Raw genomic sequence first — 19364 nt, forward strand, 5'->3', positions numbered from 1 at the left:
ATTTACATATTCACCATTGAAGGTTGGGGGCTAAAAAGTAACTTGGATGGTACAGCTGCGATTCAATCCTACCTAGTATCCTCCTCTATACTTTTTCCATAAACAGGTTACTTTCCGTCCTAAAGTTAAAGCGGTTACATTTTCGTGTTTGATATTACTTAGGAAAGGAGAAATGAAGAAAGCAGTAGATTGAGGCAGTATAAAAATGAAGGAGGAGATCGAATGTACACATTAAAATCAAACAAAAGTATGATGAAATTGATGGGCCCGATTTTTTTAAGCCTAACCATGCTAATGACTTTATTGGGTGCTCCTGCTAATTTTCAATCAAAGGCTCATGCTGCAGGAGAACAAAGACCTTTCCCTCAGCAAGTTAACTATTCAGGTATCATTAAGCCGAACCATGTTAGCCAATCTTCTATGAATTCTTCCGTTTCTTCGTATTATGATTACTGGAAAAATAAATATGTAAAGAACAACCTGTCGTCCCTTCCAGGCGGATATTATGTTAAAGGGGACATTACTGGAAGTGCGGAGGGTTTTGATCCACTAGGTACCTCTGAGGGCCAGGGCTTCGGAATGGTTATCACCGTCCTAATGGCTGGACATGACTCTAATGCAAAGACTATTTACGACGGCATGTTCAAAACAGCTAGAGCATTCAAGAGCTCAGGCAATTCCAACTTGATGGGCTGGGTCGTGGCGGACAGCGCAAATGCGCAAGGCCATTTCGGCTCCGCAACGGATGGGGATTTGGACATTGCTTACTCCTTAATTCTTGCTCACAATCAATGGGGCTCAAGCGGAACGATCAACTATTTGTCTGAAGCGATTAAAATGATTAATGCGATTAAATCCAGCAACGTTACGACGAGCAATCGCCTTAATCTTGGAGACTGGGACTCGAAGAGCGCATTGAATTCAAGACCGTCTGATTGGATGTTGAGTCATTTGCGCGCGTTTCATGAAGTAACAGGAGATCAAACTTGGATTAATGTGATTAACGGATTATATACGGCCTATTCGCAAGTCAGCAACACTTATGCTTCGTCAACGGGGCTGATCTCCGACTTTATCGTGGACAATCCGGCTAAGCCTGCACCGCAAAACTATTTGGATGAATTCCCGGAGACGAATCAGTATTATTATAATGCTTCACGCGTCCCGCTGCGGATTGTTATGGATTACGCTCTTTATGGGGACACAAGAGCTAAAACAATCGCGGACAAAATTGCGGTATGGATCAAAGGCAAGACTGGAGGCTCTCCTTCTCAGGTTATGGCAGGCTACACATTAAGCGGAACGGCTCTCAACTCTTACGGTGAAGCGGTATTTACATCACCTATGATCTCCGCAGCAACGACAAGCACTAGCCATCAGGCATGGGTGAATGCAGGCTGGGATTACATGAAGAACGCGAAGTCCTCTTACTTTAGCGATTCTTATAATATGTTTAACTTGCTCTACGTTTCAGGCAACTGGTGGAAGCCGGGAAGCAGCGGCGGATCGACAGATACGCAAGCTCCGACAGCACCAGGCAGCTTGACTGCAACAGCAGCATCAAGCAGCCAAATCAACTTAAGCTGGACAGCTTCGACGGATAACGTTGGCGTAACGGGTTACCGCGTATTCCGCGGTGGCGTTCAAGTTGGCACGCCTACTGGCACAACCTTTAACGATACGGGTCTAAGCGCGTCCACCGCTTACAGCTACACGGTAAAAGCAGTTGATGCCGCGGGCAATCTTTCGGCAAACAGCAACACAGCGAGTGCTTCGACAAGCGCAATTCCATCAGGCTCCAACCTTGCTCTTGGCAAGACGACAGTAGCGAGCTCAATAGAAGGTGCTGGCTTCGAGGCTTCCAAAGCGACTGACGGCAATTCTTCCACAAGATGGGCAAGTGTTGAAGGAAGCAACAACCAATGGATTTATGTAGACCTTGGCACAACTCAAAGCATCGACCAAGTGAAATTAAACTGGGAGGCCGCTTACGGAAAGGGCTACAAAATCCAAGTTTCCAATGATGCGACCACATGGACGGATGTATTTACAACCACAACCGGCAATGGAGCCATTGACGATATTACCTTCACAGCCACAAACGGTAGATATGTGCGAGTGCTAGGTACAGAAAGAGGCACGGCATACGGGTATTCACTGTTTGATTTCGAGGTATATGGCAGCGGCGGCGGATCGACAGATACACAAGCACCGACAGCTCCGGCAAGCCTAACTGCAACAGCAGCATCAAGCAGCCAAATCAACTTAAACTGGACTGCTTCGAGCGATAACGTTGGCGTAACGGGGTACCGCGTATTCCGCGGTGGTGTTCAAGTGGGCACGCCAACGGGCACAACCTTTAACGATACGGGTTTAACGGCGTCTACTGCTTATAGCTACACGGTAAAAGCAATTGATGCCGCGGGCAATCTTTCGGCAAACAGCAGCACAGAAACCGCTACAACAAGCGCTGCTTCAACAGGCTCCAACCTTGCTCTTGGCAAGACGACTGTAGCGAGCTCAATTGAAGGTACAGGCTTCGAGGCTTCCAAAGCGACAGATGGCAATTCATCGACAAGATGGGCAAGCATCGAGGGAAGCAACAGTCAATGGATTTATGTAGACCTTGGTACATCTCAAAGCGTTAACCGAGTGAAGTTAAACTGGGAGGCTGCTTACGGAAAGGGCTACAAAATCCAAATATCCAATGATGCAGCCACATGGACAGATGTATTTACAACCACAACCGGCAACGGAGCCATTGACGATGTTGCGTTTACAGCCACAAACGGCAGATATGTGCGAGTACTAGGTACAGAAAGAGGCACGATTTACGGATATTCACTCTTTGATTTCGAGGTATACGGTTCTTAACATCTAAAAAAGCCTGGCGGAGTACTCCGCCAGGCTTTTTGCTTTTATGATTAATCTAACGATGGAATAAACGTCATGGTAAAATAGAAGGGACCGAGGGGAAACCCTTGATGCTGCGCTCTTTCCTCTGTTTTAGTGTGATTTAGAAATAGCTCTATAGAAACGATGGTGTTTATGAAAATTGAGTTTGAAAATCAAACGATAGAATTCAATGTTGAATACGGAAATAGAGGGAAACTCTCCATTCAAATAGACTCTTTAGGCTTCATCACCGTTAAAGCTCCCAATGCAACAAGCGATGCGATTATTATTAGAGCTGTGGAGCATCATGGTAAGAGGATTTTAGAGAAATTAAACGTCCTCGCGGAGGCTCGGAATAAGCCTAAGACAAGAGAATATCAAGATCAAGGAAAGTTTCTCCACCTTGGAAAAGAGTATTTTCTTCATGAGTTGATCGACACCGGAGAATTAGACGAAGAGGAACTAAAGAAAAATCTTAAAAAATTTTATTTCACAAGCTGTAAGAAGATTATTGGTGAACGAATCAAGATCTATCAAAACCAACTGAAGGTTAAGCCAAAATCCATTGAGGTTGAGGAGTCGACCACCAAGTGGGGAAGCTGCAGCTCAAGCAAAAAGTTAACCTTTAATTATCGGCTGGCAATGGCACCTATTGAGGTGATCGATTATGTCATCATTCATGAGCTATGCCATCTGCATCATATGAATCATGATCGATCCTTTTGGAGACGCGTCGGCAGCATTATGCCGGATTATAAAGAGAAGGAAGAGTATTTAGCACGGCATGGGCATGCTATGACTCTTTGATCAGCATCCAATGCTGGAATGAATCGAAGAAACTTCTGTTAGCAAAAAGCAGAAGTTTCTTTTTTGCATTTTATAGCTATCGAACTTATCCAGTCTAAAATATTGATTAGTTAATATATTAATTGATTAGTAAATATGTTATTATATCCATGTGGATTGAAAATGGTCAGCAGGTTGATTGATTTATTTTGAATGAATCAGCATGGAAGTTAGGTTTCGTATGCTTTCTAAAACAAAGATGACAGGTGATCTTCTATGAAACATGAAAACGGTAACATAATTATTAATGACAACCGGATCGCGCATTATAAATTTGCTAATCCCGAGCATGTCGGCGAAGATAGCTCTGGGTATGGCAACGACGGGATAACATCAGGCTCATCGAAGCCTATAATCCAAACCGTAGCAGGCCGAACGGCTGTTACGCTTGCTGGCGGCAAAAACAAAACATCCTATGTGCTGCTGCCTTCGGATCTTCTGAAGGAGGTCAGCGATCATACGGGAATTACGATTTCAACATGGGTCTATGCGGGCAAAGGGTCTAGCGTATGGGAGAGGATTTTTGATTTTGGAAAGAGCCAGACCGGTCCTTATATGTTCTTAACTCGGCAATTGCGTGGAACCTGCTTTGCAGGAGAGGACTTGATCGCAGATCCTGGAAAGTCTTTTGCAGCAGGCGAATGGATGCATATCTCCATGTCTGTTACAGGGACAGCAGGCGGCACACTAAGCAGCGCAGGGCCTGTTGTGTATGTCAATGGCGAGGTCGTTGCGGATGGATCGATCAGCCAGACATCGAGCGGTAGGTATGCGAAGCTGCGAGCATGGTTTGCTACGTTTGCGGACTCATCGAATTACAGCAACAATACCATCGGCATGTCTCAGTATGATGCGGATATGGATTTCTGCGGTTCTTTATCGGACTTCCGCATTTATAAAGCGGGGTTAACGCAGGATGAGATCATTGAGGTTATGTGCGAATCATTGACAGATGAAGAGATCGTTAACCTTGCTAAGGATAAATATCTAACGTTCCCCACCTCGATTATTACAAAAGATATTGCACTGCCTGCTTCGCTCATGGGCGGAAAAGTGGCTGTTTCCTGGAAATCCAGCGATACCGATGCTATATCTCATGATGGTGTTGTCAACAAGACGATTCATGCAGCCCAAGGCGTAACGATTACGGCTCTTTTAAAGAAAGGTGACAGCACTGTAGAAAGAAGCTTCATCGTCTCGGTGCTTCCAAAGGATTTGCCTCCTTACACGTTAACGATTAATGGCAATAATGAAATATTGGACGTAAGTCCAATCATGTACGGCCTATTTTATGAGGACATCAACAATGCTGCCGACGGCGGTATCTATGCAGAGCTTATACAGAACCGTTCCTTCGAGTCGTTTACGTTCGACAGCTATTCCCATGTTTGCGGCGAGCACGGCACATCGACGGGAAGAAATTATACCCCTCTGCATGCATGGTCAGGCGATACGGATAAAATGACCGTAAAAAACGCGGGCGGGCTAAACGACTTTTTTGGCATCGAGGATCCAGATGTGAATGCTCATTATGTGACGGTAGCAGGCGGCGCGACCATACGTAATAGAGGTTTTGCAGATACCAACCAGCACTGTGCGATGTTCATTCAACAAGACGCGAAGTATTCGTTCACGATCTGGGCGAAAGCGGAAGCAGCCGGCACCATTACGCTGCAATTGCAAAATAAAGAAAACGAAGCAATTAGTGATACAGCGATTGTGGAAGTAAACGGCGACGGCATTTGGAAAAAATATGGCGTCGATTCGAGAATCGTATTAACGGGATCAATGACCTCGCTTGGCCAGCTCGCACTGACGTTTAACGGTGAGATTTCGATTGATATGGTCTCTTTAATGCCTGAGGATGTTTGGGGTGCTGGCGAGGAAGAGCGATCCGCGACGGCTCATGCCAACTTCAAAGGTAATCCGAATTACAGACTGAGAAAAGATTTAGTGAATGCGCTCGTTGACCTGCATCCTACGTTTCTGCGTTTTCCCGGCGGCTGTATTTCAGAAGGCTCCCACGTCTGGGAAAATATTTATGATTGGAAAGAGTCCGTCAACGATATTGAGCTGCGCAAGGAAAACTTTAACGTATGGGGCTACATGATGACGATGGGCCTTGGCTATATGGAGTATTTCCAATTGGCAGAAGATCTGAATGCAGCACCGCTCCCGGTTATGGCCTGCGGCGTGCTTTGCCAAGCTCGTTCGGATTATGTGAATCCTGCGGGCGGCGCGCTGAGAGATTATTATGTTAAAAACTTTACGGACTTAATCGATTTTGCGATCAGTACCGATTTTGACCATAACGAGTGGGCCGCTTTACGCAAAAAGATGGGGCATGCCGCGCCGTTTGACCTGCATTATTTGGGCGTGGGCAATGAAAACTGGGGAACGGAGTTTTTTGCCAACTTTGAATACTTTAAAACGGCGATTGATGCCTATATGGATAAGCATTATCCCGGCTATGAATTAATTATTATCTCAACCGTTGGCGCGCAAGCGGATGATGACGCTTATCAGCAGGGCTGGAAATTTCTAAGCGGCAACGTGAAGGGCTCAGAATTGATCAGATTCACTGACGGCAAAACAAGCATCGAAGAAACCGTTACGTGGTATGAGAAGCAGGAGAACTACATGGATACGATTGCGGATGAGCATTATTACCGCTCCAACGAGTATTTGCTGGAGAACGCGGACCGGTACAACTATTATTACCGCGCCTATCAGGAAGATGGCAGCTTGAACGAGGCGGAGACATCGAAGGTTTTTGTCGGTGAATATGCATCTACAGATAAGAATACATTGGCAGGTGCAGTCGCAGAGGCCGCCATCATGACGAGCTTTGAAAATAACGCCGATGTGGTGAGACTGGCTGCAACCGCGCCTTTGTTCAACAAAGTGTTGACGGACGGCACGTATAGATGGACGCCGGATTGCATTTGGTTCGATGACGAGACGGTGTGGTATACGCCAAACTATTACGTGCAGCAGCTGTATGCCAAGTACCTCGGCACCAAGGTTATAGGTACTTCGTTTATGACGTATCGAAACGGCGAACAGACGGAGCTCATTCCTCGCGGCGGAATTGAAGTCGCAACAGGAAATGCAACGATTGTGCTGAAGCGTGCGAAAGTAACCTCTAACGCAGACGGCAGCGTCCTGCTGGAGCAGGATTTTAAAGAGCCATTAGATTTGGCTTGGAAAGTCATTCCGGGTTCGGCAGGCTGCACGCATGACCCGGCCAAAGGTCTAATTTTACACGCCCAAAGCAGCGGCCTGAACGGGTTGTACATTCTGAATGAAGCATGGACGAACTACAAGGTAGAGGTAGTAGCGGAGAAAATATCCGGCGTTGACGGCTTCTATGTAGGCGCAGGCTTGACGGATATTACAGCGGATAAAAAGGATGTAATCGAATATGCGATCGGCTATAATGGCAGCGCAACCGGCGTAAAGGTGTACAAGCAGGGAATAGAGGGCTATACGCTAGGCGATTATTCCTCGAGCACGGCAGCCGGCAATTTGAGAGCCTGCAACGATGAAGTGCTTGCCGATCAAACAGAGTATGCGATAACGGTTAACTACGGCGGAGCGAATGGGAAGCAGCTCATCTGCTCCTATACGGACGGTACAACGACTAGCAAGGTGTTGGAATACAAGCTGGAAGCTTACAACAGAGAGATTTATCATTCGGTTACAAAGGATGACAAGCATCTGTACGTGAAGCTTGTGAATGCCGACAACGTGGAGAAAGCGGCTAAGCTTGATTTTAAAGGGATAGACGTGACTGCAGCAGCTAAAATGGTGACGTTAACCGGCGACTCCTCGCTTGTTCATCTACCGAACGTCAATCAGAAGAATGACGAGAGGGTTAAGCCAAGCGAAACGGAAATAAACGTAGTTAACGGTACCGCAACGATAGCTTTAGCAGCCAATTCCGTAAACGTGATTGTCTTGGCGCTTATTTAATACGAAGTAAAAACCATAAAGGACGAATCAGGATAAACCCTGCTTCGTCCTTTTAACATTTAATCATATAAATGCCACCTTAACATGAGTCAAACAAAAAAAGTTAAATGTTTGATTTTGCCCGATTCGGGTCTGTTTCTTTTGTTTCATTACGATTTTTACACAATTTTATTACCGATGTTAATATTCCCCTTACAAAAGTGACGCAATATAATACTGTCATCACCCTAGTGAAAGCTAATGAGCGTATCAGACAATATGAGAGGGAGATTAAAAATAGCAACGTCGCCAAGACAACAATAATCATTTCGTCGCCTGAAATGATCATTCAACATTAGAATGTGGAGGATTGAGTAATTGAAACGATTATCGACATTGATCATAATGGCTGGTTTATCGATCTTTTTACTATTCATGTGTTATCCGACGCATACGCTCGCTCATCCATTGAGTGTAAGCTATAGCACGATAACGCATAACGATAGCGGGATCGAATTGGCGTATTCTATCGACATATTGTCTGTCACTGAATCTACTGATGTAGGTTTAATAGATAGACAAAAGCTTCGCGAATCCCAAGATGACATTAATGAATGGATTCGTCAAAAAATTGTGCTTAAAGTCGATGGCATTAAGCAACAAGGACAGTTGACGAGTATGGAGCTTGAAGATAGGCGATCTGAAGGGCTAACGATGGTAAGAGCAAAATATCAATTTTCAGACGTGAAAAGCGGACAAGAAATTAGCTTGGACGACTCCATGTACACAGAAAACAGCCCTAATTATACGAATCTACTTGTTTTTAAAGAGGGCAAACAAGTTAGTGAAACAGTATTGAAGGGCCGTGAACGACACTGGGAGGTGATTTTAGGAGATCCAGCGGGAGTATCGGGTAGGTCTGGCTCGCATAGCGGTTGGCTTGATTTTCTCTTATTGGGTGCGGAGCATATTCTTACGGGCTACGACCATCTTTTGTTTTTACTGGCGCTGCTTCTGAGAAAACAAAGCTTTAAACAATATGCTGCCATTATAACTGCCTTTACTGTTGCGCACAGTATTACCTTATCCATGGCGGTAATGGGTATCGTATCGGTTCCGTCTCGCTGGGTTGAAGCGATTATTGCACTTAGTATTTGTTTTGTTGCTGTTGAAAATCTATTTCGCGAAAAAATTTCGCATAGAGCTCTAATTACATTCCTATTCGGCTTATTTCATGGCTTAGGCTTCGCAGGAATTTTAAGCGAAATGGAGATTCCAAAATCACATTTGGCGGTTTCGCTAATAAGCTTCAATGTGGGCATTGAGCTTGTGCAGATTACTTTAGTATTGTTGCTGCTGCCTCTGTTAAATTTGTGGCAACGCAGCTCTTACCAAAAGTCAGGATTAATAGCAGTGTCGACTGTCATTGCGTTGATCGGCGCTTTTTGGTCGATGGAGCGTTTGTTTTTCTAAAAAGATTGAAGTATACGCTGGAACCAAACATTAGAAGAAAGATAGAGGTGGAGATAAGGCTTATGTTGTTATTAGAAAAGAGATTAACGAAGGTGTTGCTATCCCTCGTCATATTGTTGCAAATAGCATTGCTTCCTATCTCGGGCATGAAGGAGAGCCAAGTAGCTTCAGCTGCCGATCGAACTTTTAAAATTGCGGTTCTTCCCGACACGCAAATGTATTCCAGGCACAAGCCGGAAATTTATAATTCCCAAACGGAATGGATAAAAAAATATCAATATAGCGAGAATATCGTATTCACTACGCACTTAGGCGACATTGTTGATCAGAGCACGGTAGAGAGTGAATGGAAAAGTGCCGATGAAGCGATGAAGATCTTGGACGATGCGGGAGCTCCTTATGGTTATACAGCGGGAAATCACGATATTGCCGAATGGTTAGACGATGATAGCCGAGATGATAATGACAAATATAATAAGTTCTTTAATCAATACTTCAAGCCAGCAACACGTATGATCAATAAGCCTGGATATCAAGGATCGTCTCCGAAGGGCTATAGCTCCTACTATACGTTTAAGGGCGCTGGAAAAACATTTTTGGTTATGTTTATTGACTGGAGAGCGGGAGCCGAGACGATAAAATGGGCAAACCAGGTCATGAAAGACAACGCTGACAAACCAACTATTTTGGCAACTCACCAGCTTTTGAATATCGAAAGCGATGGGAAAACGGCGGTTATGACAGAGAATGGCCAATATTTGTGGGATGAATTGATTAAAAGCAACGACCAAATTTTTCTCACCCTAAACGGTCACCACCATGGTACTGCTCAAATGGTCAAAAAGAACGACAAAGGCCATGACGTATTTATGTCCGTTATTGATTATCAAGGATATTATATGGGTGGAAACGGCATTATGCGAACGATGGAGTTCAATCTGGATGCAGGAACGATCTCTGCAAAGACGTTCTCTCCTTGGGTCATGAATATGCCTTTGGATACGCGTGATGAAACTTATGATCTTGAAGAAATTAACGATGCCAACAACAAATTTATTGTGAACATGAATTTTAACGAACGCTTCAAAGGGATTTGGGATTCGCAAAACCGAGCGCCGCAAGCGTCTGACGTCAATTACAATATAGCAGAAGGCAAAACGCTGAGCGCCAAGCTGAAAGCAACGGATCCTGATGTCGACAAGCTGACCTACTCCATTGTCAGTGCACCATCAAAAGGTACGGTCAAGCTTGTCGATGCTTCGACCGGATCGTTTCTCTATACGGCTCCTGCAGGGGCAACGGGCAATGATACATTCACCTTTAAAGCGAATGACGGCTTTGTGGATTCTGAGATCAAAACGGTAACGATTAACGTTCGGAGCGCCTCGGATGGCAACGGCGAGGTTGCGCATTGGAAATTCGAAAAGCCAGCTGACGGTTCCTTCAACGTAAAGGATTTATCCGGCAACGGCAATGATCTGCACCGAGTTGACCTTATTCAAACGGATGTGCCAGACATTGATATGAAATGGACGGATGATAAGTCGCCGTTTTCCAAAAGCAAGGGCAGCTTAGAAATTTCTTCGCATGGTAAAATGCCGCAAGAGCTATCTTATTTAAGGACGGATGACGATGCGCCGTTAAATGCCATGACCTTCCAAAATGGCTATACAATAGAAGCGTATTTCCGCATTAACAGCAACTTTGACGGGAATCAAAACGGTTGGATGGGCATGCTCGGACGTGGAGGCACGGGTGCCGACGGCGGGAAAACAGACGGGGACAGAGAAGAGCCTCTCGCTACCTTGTCTATTTCTAACCTAAAGCAGCTGCAGTGGGCAGCTTACCCGGACAATTTGGATAGCCTGAGGACCAACTGGTCGGGCGAGATGTTCTTCGACTGGATTCACGTTGCTGTAGTGAACGATACGAAAAAGACAAAAATGTACGTGAATGGCTCCCCAGTACTGACGAATGACGAAGGTCCAAATTCGATTGGACTAGCGACAGCTCAGAAAAACGGCAAATTCGTACCGTGGATCGTCGGAGCGTACCATTACAACAATGTATTTGAAAAAGCATTTAACGGGGCGATTAATGAAATTCGGATTACGAATCGTCCGCTCGACCTCACTGAGTTTTTGATGAATGACAATGAAATACCTGTCAGCAAAGATTTATCGGTGATGACCGATCAGAATAAGGCGTATAGCGGCAAGCTGTTGGCTTCCGATCTAGACATGAACCCTTTAACGTATCAAATCGTTGCTCAGCCAACAAATGGTTCTTTATCAGTTGATAAGGAAACAGGAGATTTCGTCTATACGCCAATCCGCGATTATAACGGTGCTGATCAATTTACTTACCGGGTTTATGACGGCAAAGTGTATTCAAACGATGCTCATGTCAGCGTAACGGTAAATAAAAATCATACACCGAAGGCGCTAGATCACAATTATACGGTTGCTCCAGGAAAAGAATTGAGCGGAATGATGAAAGCGGAGGATACCGACGGCGACAAGCTCTCGTTTGAACTGCTCAAGCAACCGGGCAAGGGAACGGTCGAATTGACCGATGCATCCACAGGCACCTTTAAATATGTGCCTACCGATGGACAAACAGGACTTGATTATTTTACTTATCGTGTTACAGACGGTAAGAACGAATCGCTTGAAGCGGTAGTTATCATAGAGATAACAGCAAATGCGCCTAGCACAGGAGATTGGACGGCGTCTAATCTGGAATATACGGTCCGTCAAGGTGGAACTATCAACGGCACTTTCTCCGATGCGGTCGACAAGAATGAACGGGATAACGTGCTTGAAATCAGTATGGTAAGTCTTCCGGAAAAAGGACAAGTAACCGTAACCGAAGCAACTTATGGGTCATTCGTGTACAAAGCGGATTCTGCTAAGACCGGTACAGACGTGCTCACTTTTCAAATTAGCGACGGTATAAGACGGACGAATACAGCCTATGCACTCATTCATATTGAACCGAACAACAAGCCCGTTGCGGCGAATCTTCAGCTTCAAATGGTTAGGGATAAGAAGCTGGAAGGCGGCCAGATGAAAGCGAGCGATGGCGATAAAGATACGCTCACCTTCACGATCGTCACCCAGCCGGAATCCGGGAAATTGACAGTAACAGATGCCGTTTACGGATATTTCAACTACGAGCCAAACGCAGGCTTTACCGGAGAGGACAAATTTACCTATAAGGTAAACGATGGCATCTCTGATTCTAATACGGCTGAGGTCAAAATTAATGTTCATTCTCCTTCCGGTAGCGATGGTGGCGGTGGTGGATCAAATGTGATCCAGCCGACGCCAAAACCACCGGAAAAACCAACTGTGCCACCAGTGACACCTGAGAAGCCAGCAACTGAACCTCCAGCAGCTCCTGTAAAGTTTGAGGATCTTTCCGATCACTGGGCCAAAGGAGCAGTTGAGAAGCTGAGCGCGCTAAACGTGATTAACGGTTATCCTGATCAGACGTTTAAGCCGGAAAAAGAAATGACACGTGCGGAGTTCGTTGTTCTACTCGTGAAAGCTCTCCAGTTGAAGGGTACGGGTGGTCCTTCCTTTAGCGATCTGAACGGCCACTGGGCCGAGGAAGCAGTCCAAACGGCTGCTACGCTAGGAATCATTCAGGGGGTAAACGATTCGACCTTTGCTCCCAAGCAAAAAATTACTAGGGAACAGATGGCAGTTATTCTCGTTCGGGCTTTAAAGCTGAAGACCGAAAACGAAGAGAAAACGAAGTTCGTCGATCAATCGAATGTTTCTGCTTGGGCCGTCAGCTCCTTGAATACGCTTGTTGGCCAAGGCATTATCAAAGGCTATGAGGACGGCTCCTTCCGTCCGGATAAAGCGATGAACCGAGGCGAAGCGGCATCTGTAATCGTGAAATTGATGGACATGCAAGCGAAGCAATAACGTAATTAATAAACATAAAAAGTCAGTGAGGAATTGCATTCCTCGCTGACTTTTTTGTTTGAGTAGCGGGTTCAAGGCGAATAGTATAGATGCAAGCAGCTTACTCTAATTAGGCTTTCAGGTAATCCATAAATATATTTTTTAGGATAGCAAGCTGATGATCGGTTTCCAGATCAGATTCGAACAGAAGAATATTTTTTTGCAACGATAATTTTTTTGAGAAAAGACCAAATGTGTTGATGAGAGTCGTTAGTGTCTCCTTAACCGGAAGGTCGGAACGAATCGATCCATCCTCTATGCCGTTTTGAATGATTTTCGAATACTCGCTCGATATCATGCGATTCATTGCGTTGATATTATGAATATCCTCTAAAGGCTCGGACGCGTGAGAGGCATAGCTTTCAAAATCGACCATAAATTTAATGCTCGAATGATGATGATCCTCGATAAAGAAATCAAACAATATTTCGAGCTGTTCAAGGCATGACAAGGGCAGCTCAGCGACATATTGAAAACGTTGATGCATCGGTTCAAGCAGCTTGGTAGCGACTGCAACGATCAGCTTTTCTTTTTTGGGAAAATACCGAAACAGCGTCGCGATGCCAATATTCGCGTCAGCGGCTATATCCTGCATCGTCGTTTTTTCAATTCCCTTTTGATTAAATACGCGCTCTGCGGCTTCGAGAACGGTGAATAGGCGCTGCTGCTTGCCTTCCGAACGTTCTTTCTCGTATCTTTCCTTTGGATCCATAAGAGTTTAAATCCTTTCAGCTTTGCTATTTCGATTACATGTAGTATAGCGATTGGTTATCCTTTAAGCAAGGAAGGATTGAGCTTTTTTGATGAGTGTGATATGATTTATATCATAGTGATAGTCATACTATCATTAAATGATCATTTCTTCGTCATTCATTCAAAATATCGAACACCAAAGGGGACTTACACATGACTCGTCTAACTGGCAAAGTCGCAATTATTACGGGAGCAGGTAGTGGTATGGGGCGCGAAGAAGCACTTTTGTTTGCAAAAGAAGGGGCAAAGGTTGTTGCAACAGATATTAACGAAGCCGCTGTACAAGCCGTTGTAAAAGAAATTGAAGCTAGTGGCGGACAAGCTGCTGCCTATGCGCACAATGTGAGCTCGGAGCAAGAGTGGGTCAGTGTTGTCGAGAATACGATAAAGACTTACGGCAAAGTGGACATCTTAGTAAACAATGCGGGAATATCCCTTGCAATCGGGCTGCTTGATACGACGGTTGAACAATGGAATAAAGTCATGAGCATTAACTTAACTAGCGCTTTCCTTGGCATGAAATATGTCATTCCACATATGCAGGCGAACAATGGAGGCTCGATCGTCAATATTTCATCGATCGCAGGTCTGACAGGCAGCAGCGGTGCAGGGGCGTATACAGCTTCGAAAGGCGCTGTCCGCATGTTGACGAAAGCGGCGGCTGTCGATTTTGGCAAGGATCATATTCGCGTCAATTCGGTTCACCCCGGCTTTATTGAAACGCCTATGAGTGCGGATTTTGTAAATAACAAGCAGATGCTGCAATGGTTCTTGTCCCAGACGGCACTGCCTAGAGTCGGACGTGCATCCGAGGTGGCGGAAGCCGTTCTGTTCCTGGCTTCTGATGAGTCTGCTTATATTACAGGCGTTGAACTGCCGGTTGATGGCGGCGTAACCGCCAAATAATAACGGGTTATTAAGGGCTATCCAGCATGCGGATAGCCCTTTTGCTTTGGTGCGCATGTATGAATCGTAAAAATGGCGAAACGTATTATGAAAAGGATATAATAGAAAGAGCATATCGCCATTTGGAGGGTAATCATCATGCAAACCTTTACTCGTACAGACTCTATTGGAGTTATTCATTCGGATATTAACGTATTTCAAGCGAGGCCTGAGGATACAGAGGCCGTATTGCAGCTGCTTCATCACACCGCAGAATGGTTAAAGAGCAAAGGCTCCACGCAGTGGAACAGCTTGCTGCGAGGGGAGGATTCCCATCAGACGCCGGAGGCTATTAAACGCGGTGAAGTATATATGTTCATGCAGGGAAACATTTTGGCGGGCATGGTGATGCTTATGCAGCGTGCGAGCGCTTGGGACGTTGAGCTATGGGGAGATGAGGGACATGCATCCTCGATCTATCTGCACCGTCTTAATATTAATCGTGAAGCTGCGGGAAAAAATTTGGGTGAGGCGATTGTCCGCTGGGCCGATTCCGGTATTCATTTTCCAGGCAAAGATCGCATTCGACTTGATTGCATTGCGAATAACGCGAAGCTGAACGATTTTTATAAGAGCTGCGGTTATGAGTTTAAAGGCTCAGCCACCAATCCAATGGGACAGTTCAATAAATATGAAAAACCTGTTCTGCCGAGAGGATAAGATATGAGGTTGAAAGGCTTGAATGTAATGGTATAGGTAAGAGCAGGAGGGGCGGGCGGCCCCTCCTTTTTGTTTGGAAAATTGGCGTTTTGCTATGATTTCATTTCAGTAGAGCCTTTTAGGTTAAGTTCAGTGCATCAAGTGTTCTCATAACGGTAACGACCGCTTGGGCTTTCGTTACTTTGGACAAAGGAGCAAATTTATCCGAAGCCACGCCTAGCATAATTTGCTGCTCAACGATTAGCGCGACCGATGCTTTGGCATAGGAGGAAATTGCAGCTTGATCCTTGAAGCGCTCAAGCACTGAGACGTCTGCTTCATTCGACTTGCCCGCATATTTCAGCGCACTCTCTAATATGACGGTTATATCCTGGCGGGTAATGGAGCCGTTAGGATTGAAGGAATCCTCGGATATGCCTTTAATCAGCCCCAGCTTCTTAGCCGCCACAATATCTCCAGCGTACTTGGAATTGCTGTCCACATCCTTGAATGGATTGTTTGCGGTGTCAGGCAAAATGCCTAAACCTTTGACGATCATGGAGATGAACTCGGCGCGGGTCATGCTGCTGTTCACGCCGAAATGATCCGCCGTCTCGCCAGAGGCAATCAGCTTGGCAGCTGCTCGCTCCACGTCTTTTCGTGCCCAATCCAAGGTTACATCGTTAAATTTAAAATTCGTTTCAACGAGGGTATAAACGCTATTTCCGTTTCTTCTTAATTCCACGGTTACCGTTCCATCCGAATTCGTAGTGAACTTGGTAGGGACGGAGCGGAACTGATCTGAGCCTGGGAGATAGACTACGCCTGTCGCTCGGTTTGCGTCGATATCCTTTGCGCTTAAGGTGAAGAAGCGGCTGAACGTATGCTGTCCAAAATCAGTCACTTCCACATATGTTTTCTCCGAGTTAAGCTGTTCGATCTTAAAGTCGAGCGGTTTCGCAAGCAACTTAAGGCCGCTAGCTTGCGATAATTGCTCGATTTTGCCAGAGGTACCCGCATCCGTCGATGAGATCGAAATTTTAATATCGGCGGAGAGATGGATCGCATGAATCGGTATGACATACGTAACGCTATTCCAGACGATGGACAATGCCGGCATTTCCCCTTTTTTGGAGATCGCTTCGATAACCGCTTTAGAAATGAGGACATCGACTTGCTTCGCTTCATTGCTTACCGTTACTTTAAACGCCGCAGAATCGGTTGCATGGATTGACTTAATAGCAGCATCCGCTTGCACATTAACGGTCCATTTGTCTCCATCCTTCATGACGCTTGTATCGAGTTCATCCTTAGGCTTGGCTGGCGGCGGAGTTGTGCCTCCTGGCGAAGTGGAGGTCGAAGTTGATCCCGACGTTGTCGCGACAAGGACTTGGCTCGTAGGGGAAACCTTCAACACGCGACCATCCTTCTTCTCGATGGCAAGCACATGAATCTTGTATTCTGTATTGGATGCAAGCGAGCCTTCTGCATAATGGGTTTCATTTGTTGTGCCAGTGTATTGGTTATTGACAAACACTTCGTAACCCGTTGCTCCGACGACTGCATCCCATTTCACCTGAAGCGCATTCTCTTGCTTAATAGCAATAGCCAGATTGGAAGGAGCGGAAAGCGCGGATGCGTTCACAGAGCCGTCGATCGGCAAATCCTGTACTAATTGCGTGGACAGCGTTTTGTTGCGGTCGCCGCTAATATCCCAGCTCATCGCGCCTGCCAAATCCAAAGATTTGACGAGGGAGGCGTTATAGATCATCGATGTTTGATCATTATAGGAAATAAACATTTTATTTTCGCTATTGTACAAATAAGCGACTTTCGATGCTTCGTTCCAGTAGCGGACATAACCAGCCTTGTTCACATAGTTATTTTCCAGATCTGAAAAATCAAAAATGCCTGCTTCCCACGAACCGGCTGGAATAGCGGTGCAAGTCTGATATTCGCCGTTCGCCGGGCAGCCGCTCCAGCCTTTGCCGTAGAACGGAATGCCGAGTACAAGCTTATAAGCAGGCACTCCCCCATTCAAATGGCCCGTCACTCCACCTTTAACATTGTTGCGCGGCGCTGATTCTCTCGGGTGATTTTTATCCGCATACAGCGGTGCATTATGATGAGCGAGCATTTCCCAGCTTCCGCTGTAATCGTAGGTCATAATGTTGATAAAATCCAAGTAGCTGACGGAATTTGTGAAATCAGCATTTACGGTAAAATGGTCGCCCTGGCCGGAAGCGATCGTCAGCAAATAATATTTGCCGTCTTCGGAGCCTGCCGCATCCAAAGCTTCACGGACGATTTGCATCATGAGCGTGAAGTTTTGCTTATCCTCTGGTCGACGGCTATTATACGTCTCCCCGCCCTCAACCGGGTATTCCCAGTCGATGTCGAGTCCATCCAGACCATACGCACGAAGGAATTTCACGGCGGAGTTAGCGAATATGCGGCGGGTTTCCTCGGTTGCCGCCATGTTCGAGAAGTTTTTGGACCATGACCACCCGCCTACTGAAACCATCATTTTTAAATGCGGGTTTTCTTCTTTGATCGATGCAAACGTTTCAAAGTTTTTAATATCGTTGTCGTGATCGCCAAGGACGATTTCACCGTCATGAACGTATCTATTTTGGAGTGGGATTTCTTTGTTCTCACAAGCGGTTGAGCCTGTTCCGTACTTTTTCCAGCACAGATCCGCGAAGGCATAATTGATATGAGTCACTTGCGATACATCGACCTGCGTCGGCTTGAAATTTCGGGCGGTCTCAGAAACAGACCAAGAGGTGTAGTACGTTACGATGTTATAGTTGCTGCCCGGCACAGCATTAATCGAATCGCTCTTTGGTGATTCCCATAGATTGTTTTTTGCCGTTATTGTAAAAGCGTAGGACTGGCTTTCTGTTAGTCCATTTACTACATACCGGTTCGATTCGCTTGAGCCGATCAGCTTGCCGTCTTGATAAATATCATAGCTTGTGGCGCCAGGCGTGGGAGCCCAGCCGAGCGAAACCGTCGTTCGATTCGCCGTTACGACCTGCACATCGCTCGGAGCAGCTAGTTGCCCCCAAGTTAAGACAACTGCATTGCTGTTCGCCGATGCTTTTTTTGCTGAAGAATTTTGTGCTGCAACTTCAAAGGTATAGACTGATCCGGTTACCGTTTGCGCTTCAGAAAGGGGATAAGTAATCGTATCCGAACCGTCCCACACTCCTGATTTCCAGCCTCCATCCACATAGAAATCATAACCATCCGCTCCGGGGCTGCCAGTCCATTTGAAGGTAACGCTAGCATCCGTTACATTGGACACCTTCAAATGGAGTGGAGGTGCTAATGGAGGCTCTTTGTATTCGCTCTGATCTACCGTTGTAGTAAAAGTAACCAAGTTGCTCTTTTGCTCAGGCGTGAGATTCGGAGCTTGGATGCCGTCAGGACCAATATAAAAGGAATAGGTGGTATTTGGCGTTAGTCCGCCAACGGTTTGTGTGCTGCCGCTCGCCCAATAGATGTATTTGTTATTCTGATCCCAAATCCAATAATCTTTAATGCCGGGAGCTGGGTCCCAAGACAAGGAGACCGTATTATGCGTGACATCCACGACTTTTAAATGAGCTGCGCCTGCAGCAGGAGGTTGCGGGGTATCACTTTCAGCGGCATAAGATTTAGAAGCATTAACAAATGTACCAAACAGTAAAACAATGCTTAGCAGCAGCATATACATTTTCAAATCTTTCTTCCTAGCAAAAAAATTCACCATATCACCTCTATTAGTAATAGTCGAACAGTGCAGCATTCCTATTGAAGCGCATGTCTGGGTGTTGATGTCTTGTCGTGCTGGTTGAATAGATCCGGAAGGTTCGATGAATGGAGTTCTCGGTGACC

At 45.7% G+C, this 19364-nt stretch carries 9 protein-coding genes and 1 pseudogene; 8 read left to right on the forward strand and 2 right to left on the reverse strand.

Annotation, left to right across the window (positions count from 1 at the left end; translation table 11 throughout):
- Positions 1-222: 222 nt before the first annotated feature.
- The 6 genes and pseudogenes from HI950_RS35855 to HI950_RS16890 all read left to right on the forward strand — a co-directional run.
- Positions 223-1491 (forward strand): annotated as a pseudogene (locus HI950_RS35855) (family 8 glycosyl hydrolase); the annotation flags it as partial.
- 51 nt (positions 1492-1542) lie between these two features.
- Entirely contained in the window at positions 1543-2874 is a 1332-nt protein-coding gene (locus HI950_RS35860; protein ID WP_223285336.1) for a discoidin domain-containing protein, read from the forward strand.
- A gap of 174 nt (positions 2875-3048) precedes the next feature.
- On the forward strand, positions 3049-3702 hold the full coding sequence (locus tag HI950_RS16875) for a M48 family metallopeptidase (RefSeq protein ID WP_169089775.1): 654 nt from the start codon (positions 3049-3051) through the stop codon (positions 3700-3702).
- A gap of 255 nt (positions 3703-3957) precedes the next feature.
- Complete coding sequence (locus HI950_RS16880; protein ID WP_169089777.1) at positions 3958-7716, forward strand: alpha-L-arabinofuranosidase C-terminal domain-containing protein; 3759 nt, start codon at positions 3958-3960, stop codon at positions 7714-7716.
- A 357-nt stretch (positions 7717-8073) separates the two neighbouring features.
- Positions 8074-9168: a HupE/UreJ family protein gene (locus tag HI950_RS16885; protein ID WP_169089779.1), complete on the forward strand. Its 1095-nt coding sequence runs from the start codon at positions 8074-8076 to the stop codon at positions 9166-9168.
- Between the two features lie 62 nt (positions 9169-9230).
- Entirely contained in the window at positions 9231-13106 is a 3876-nt protein-coding gene (locus tag HI950_RS16890) for an Ig-like domain-containing protein (protein ID WP_169089781.1), read from the forward strand.
- Positions 13107-13215: 109 nt separating this feature from the next.
- Here HI950_RS16890 and HI950_RS16895 read toward each other — a convergent pair whose 3' ends face one another.
- Positions 13216-13857, reverse strand: a complete 642-nt coding sequence (locus HI950_RS16895; RefSeq protein ID WP_169089783.1) for a TetR/AcrR family transcriptional regulator — start codon at positions 13855-13857, stop codon at positions 13216-13218.
- Positions 13858-14051: 194 nt separating this feature from the next.
- On the opposite strand from HI950_RS16895, the gene HI950_RS16900 reads away from it, so the two are divergent.
- Both HI950_RS16900 and HI950_RS16905 read left to right on the forward strand, forming a co-directional pair.
- Positions 14052-14804 carry an SDR family NAD(P)-dependent oxidoreductase gene (locus HI950_RS16900; RefSeq protein ID WP_169089785.1) on the forward strand — a complete coding sequence of 251 codons (753 nt, stop codon included), beginning with the start codon at positions 14052-14054 and terminating at the stop codon, positions 14802-14804.
- A gap of 138 nt (positions 14805-14942) precedes the next feature.
- On the forward strand, positions 14943-15503 hold the full coding sequence (locus HI950_RS16905; RefSeq protein ID WP_169089787.1) for a GNAT family N-acetyltransferase: 561 nt from the start codon (positions 14943-14945) through the stop codon (positions 15501-15503).
- Between the two features lie 118 nt (positions 15504-15621).
- On the opposite strand, the gene HI950_RS16910 is transcribed toward HI950_RS16905, so the two are convergent.
- Positions 15622-19203, reverse strand: a complete 3582-nt coding sequence (locus HI950_RS16910; RefSeq protein WP_223285337.1) for a glycosyl hydrolase family 18 protein — start codon at positions 19201-19203, stop codon at positions 15622-15624.
- Positions 19204-19364: the final 161 nt, after the last annotated feature.

Source organism: Paenibacillus sp. PL91 (assembly GCF_012935325.2).
GTDB lineage: Bacteria > Bacillota > Bacilli > Paenibacillales > Paenibacillaceae > Pristimantibacillus.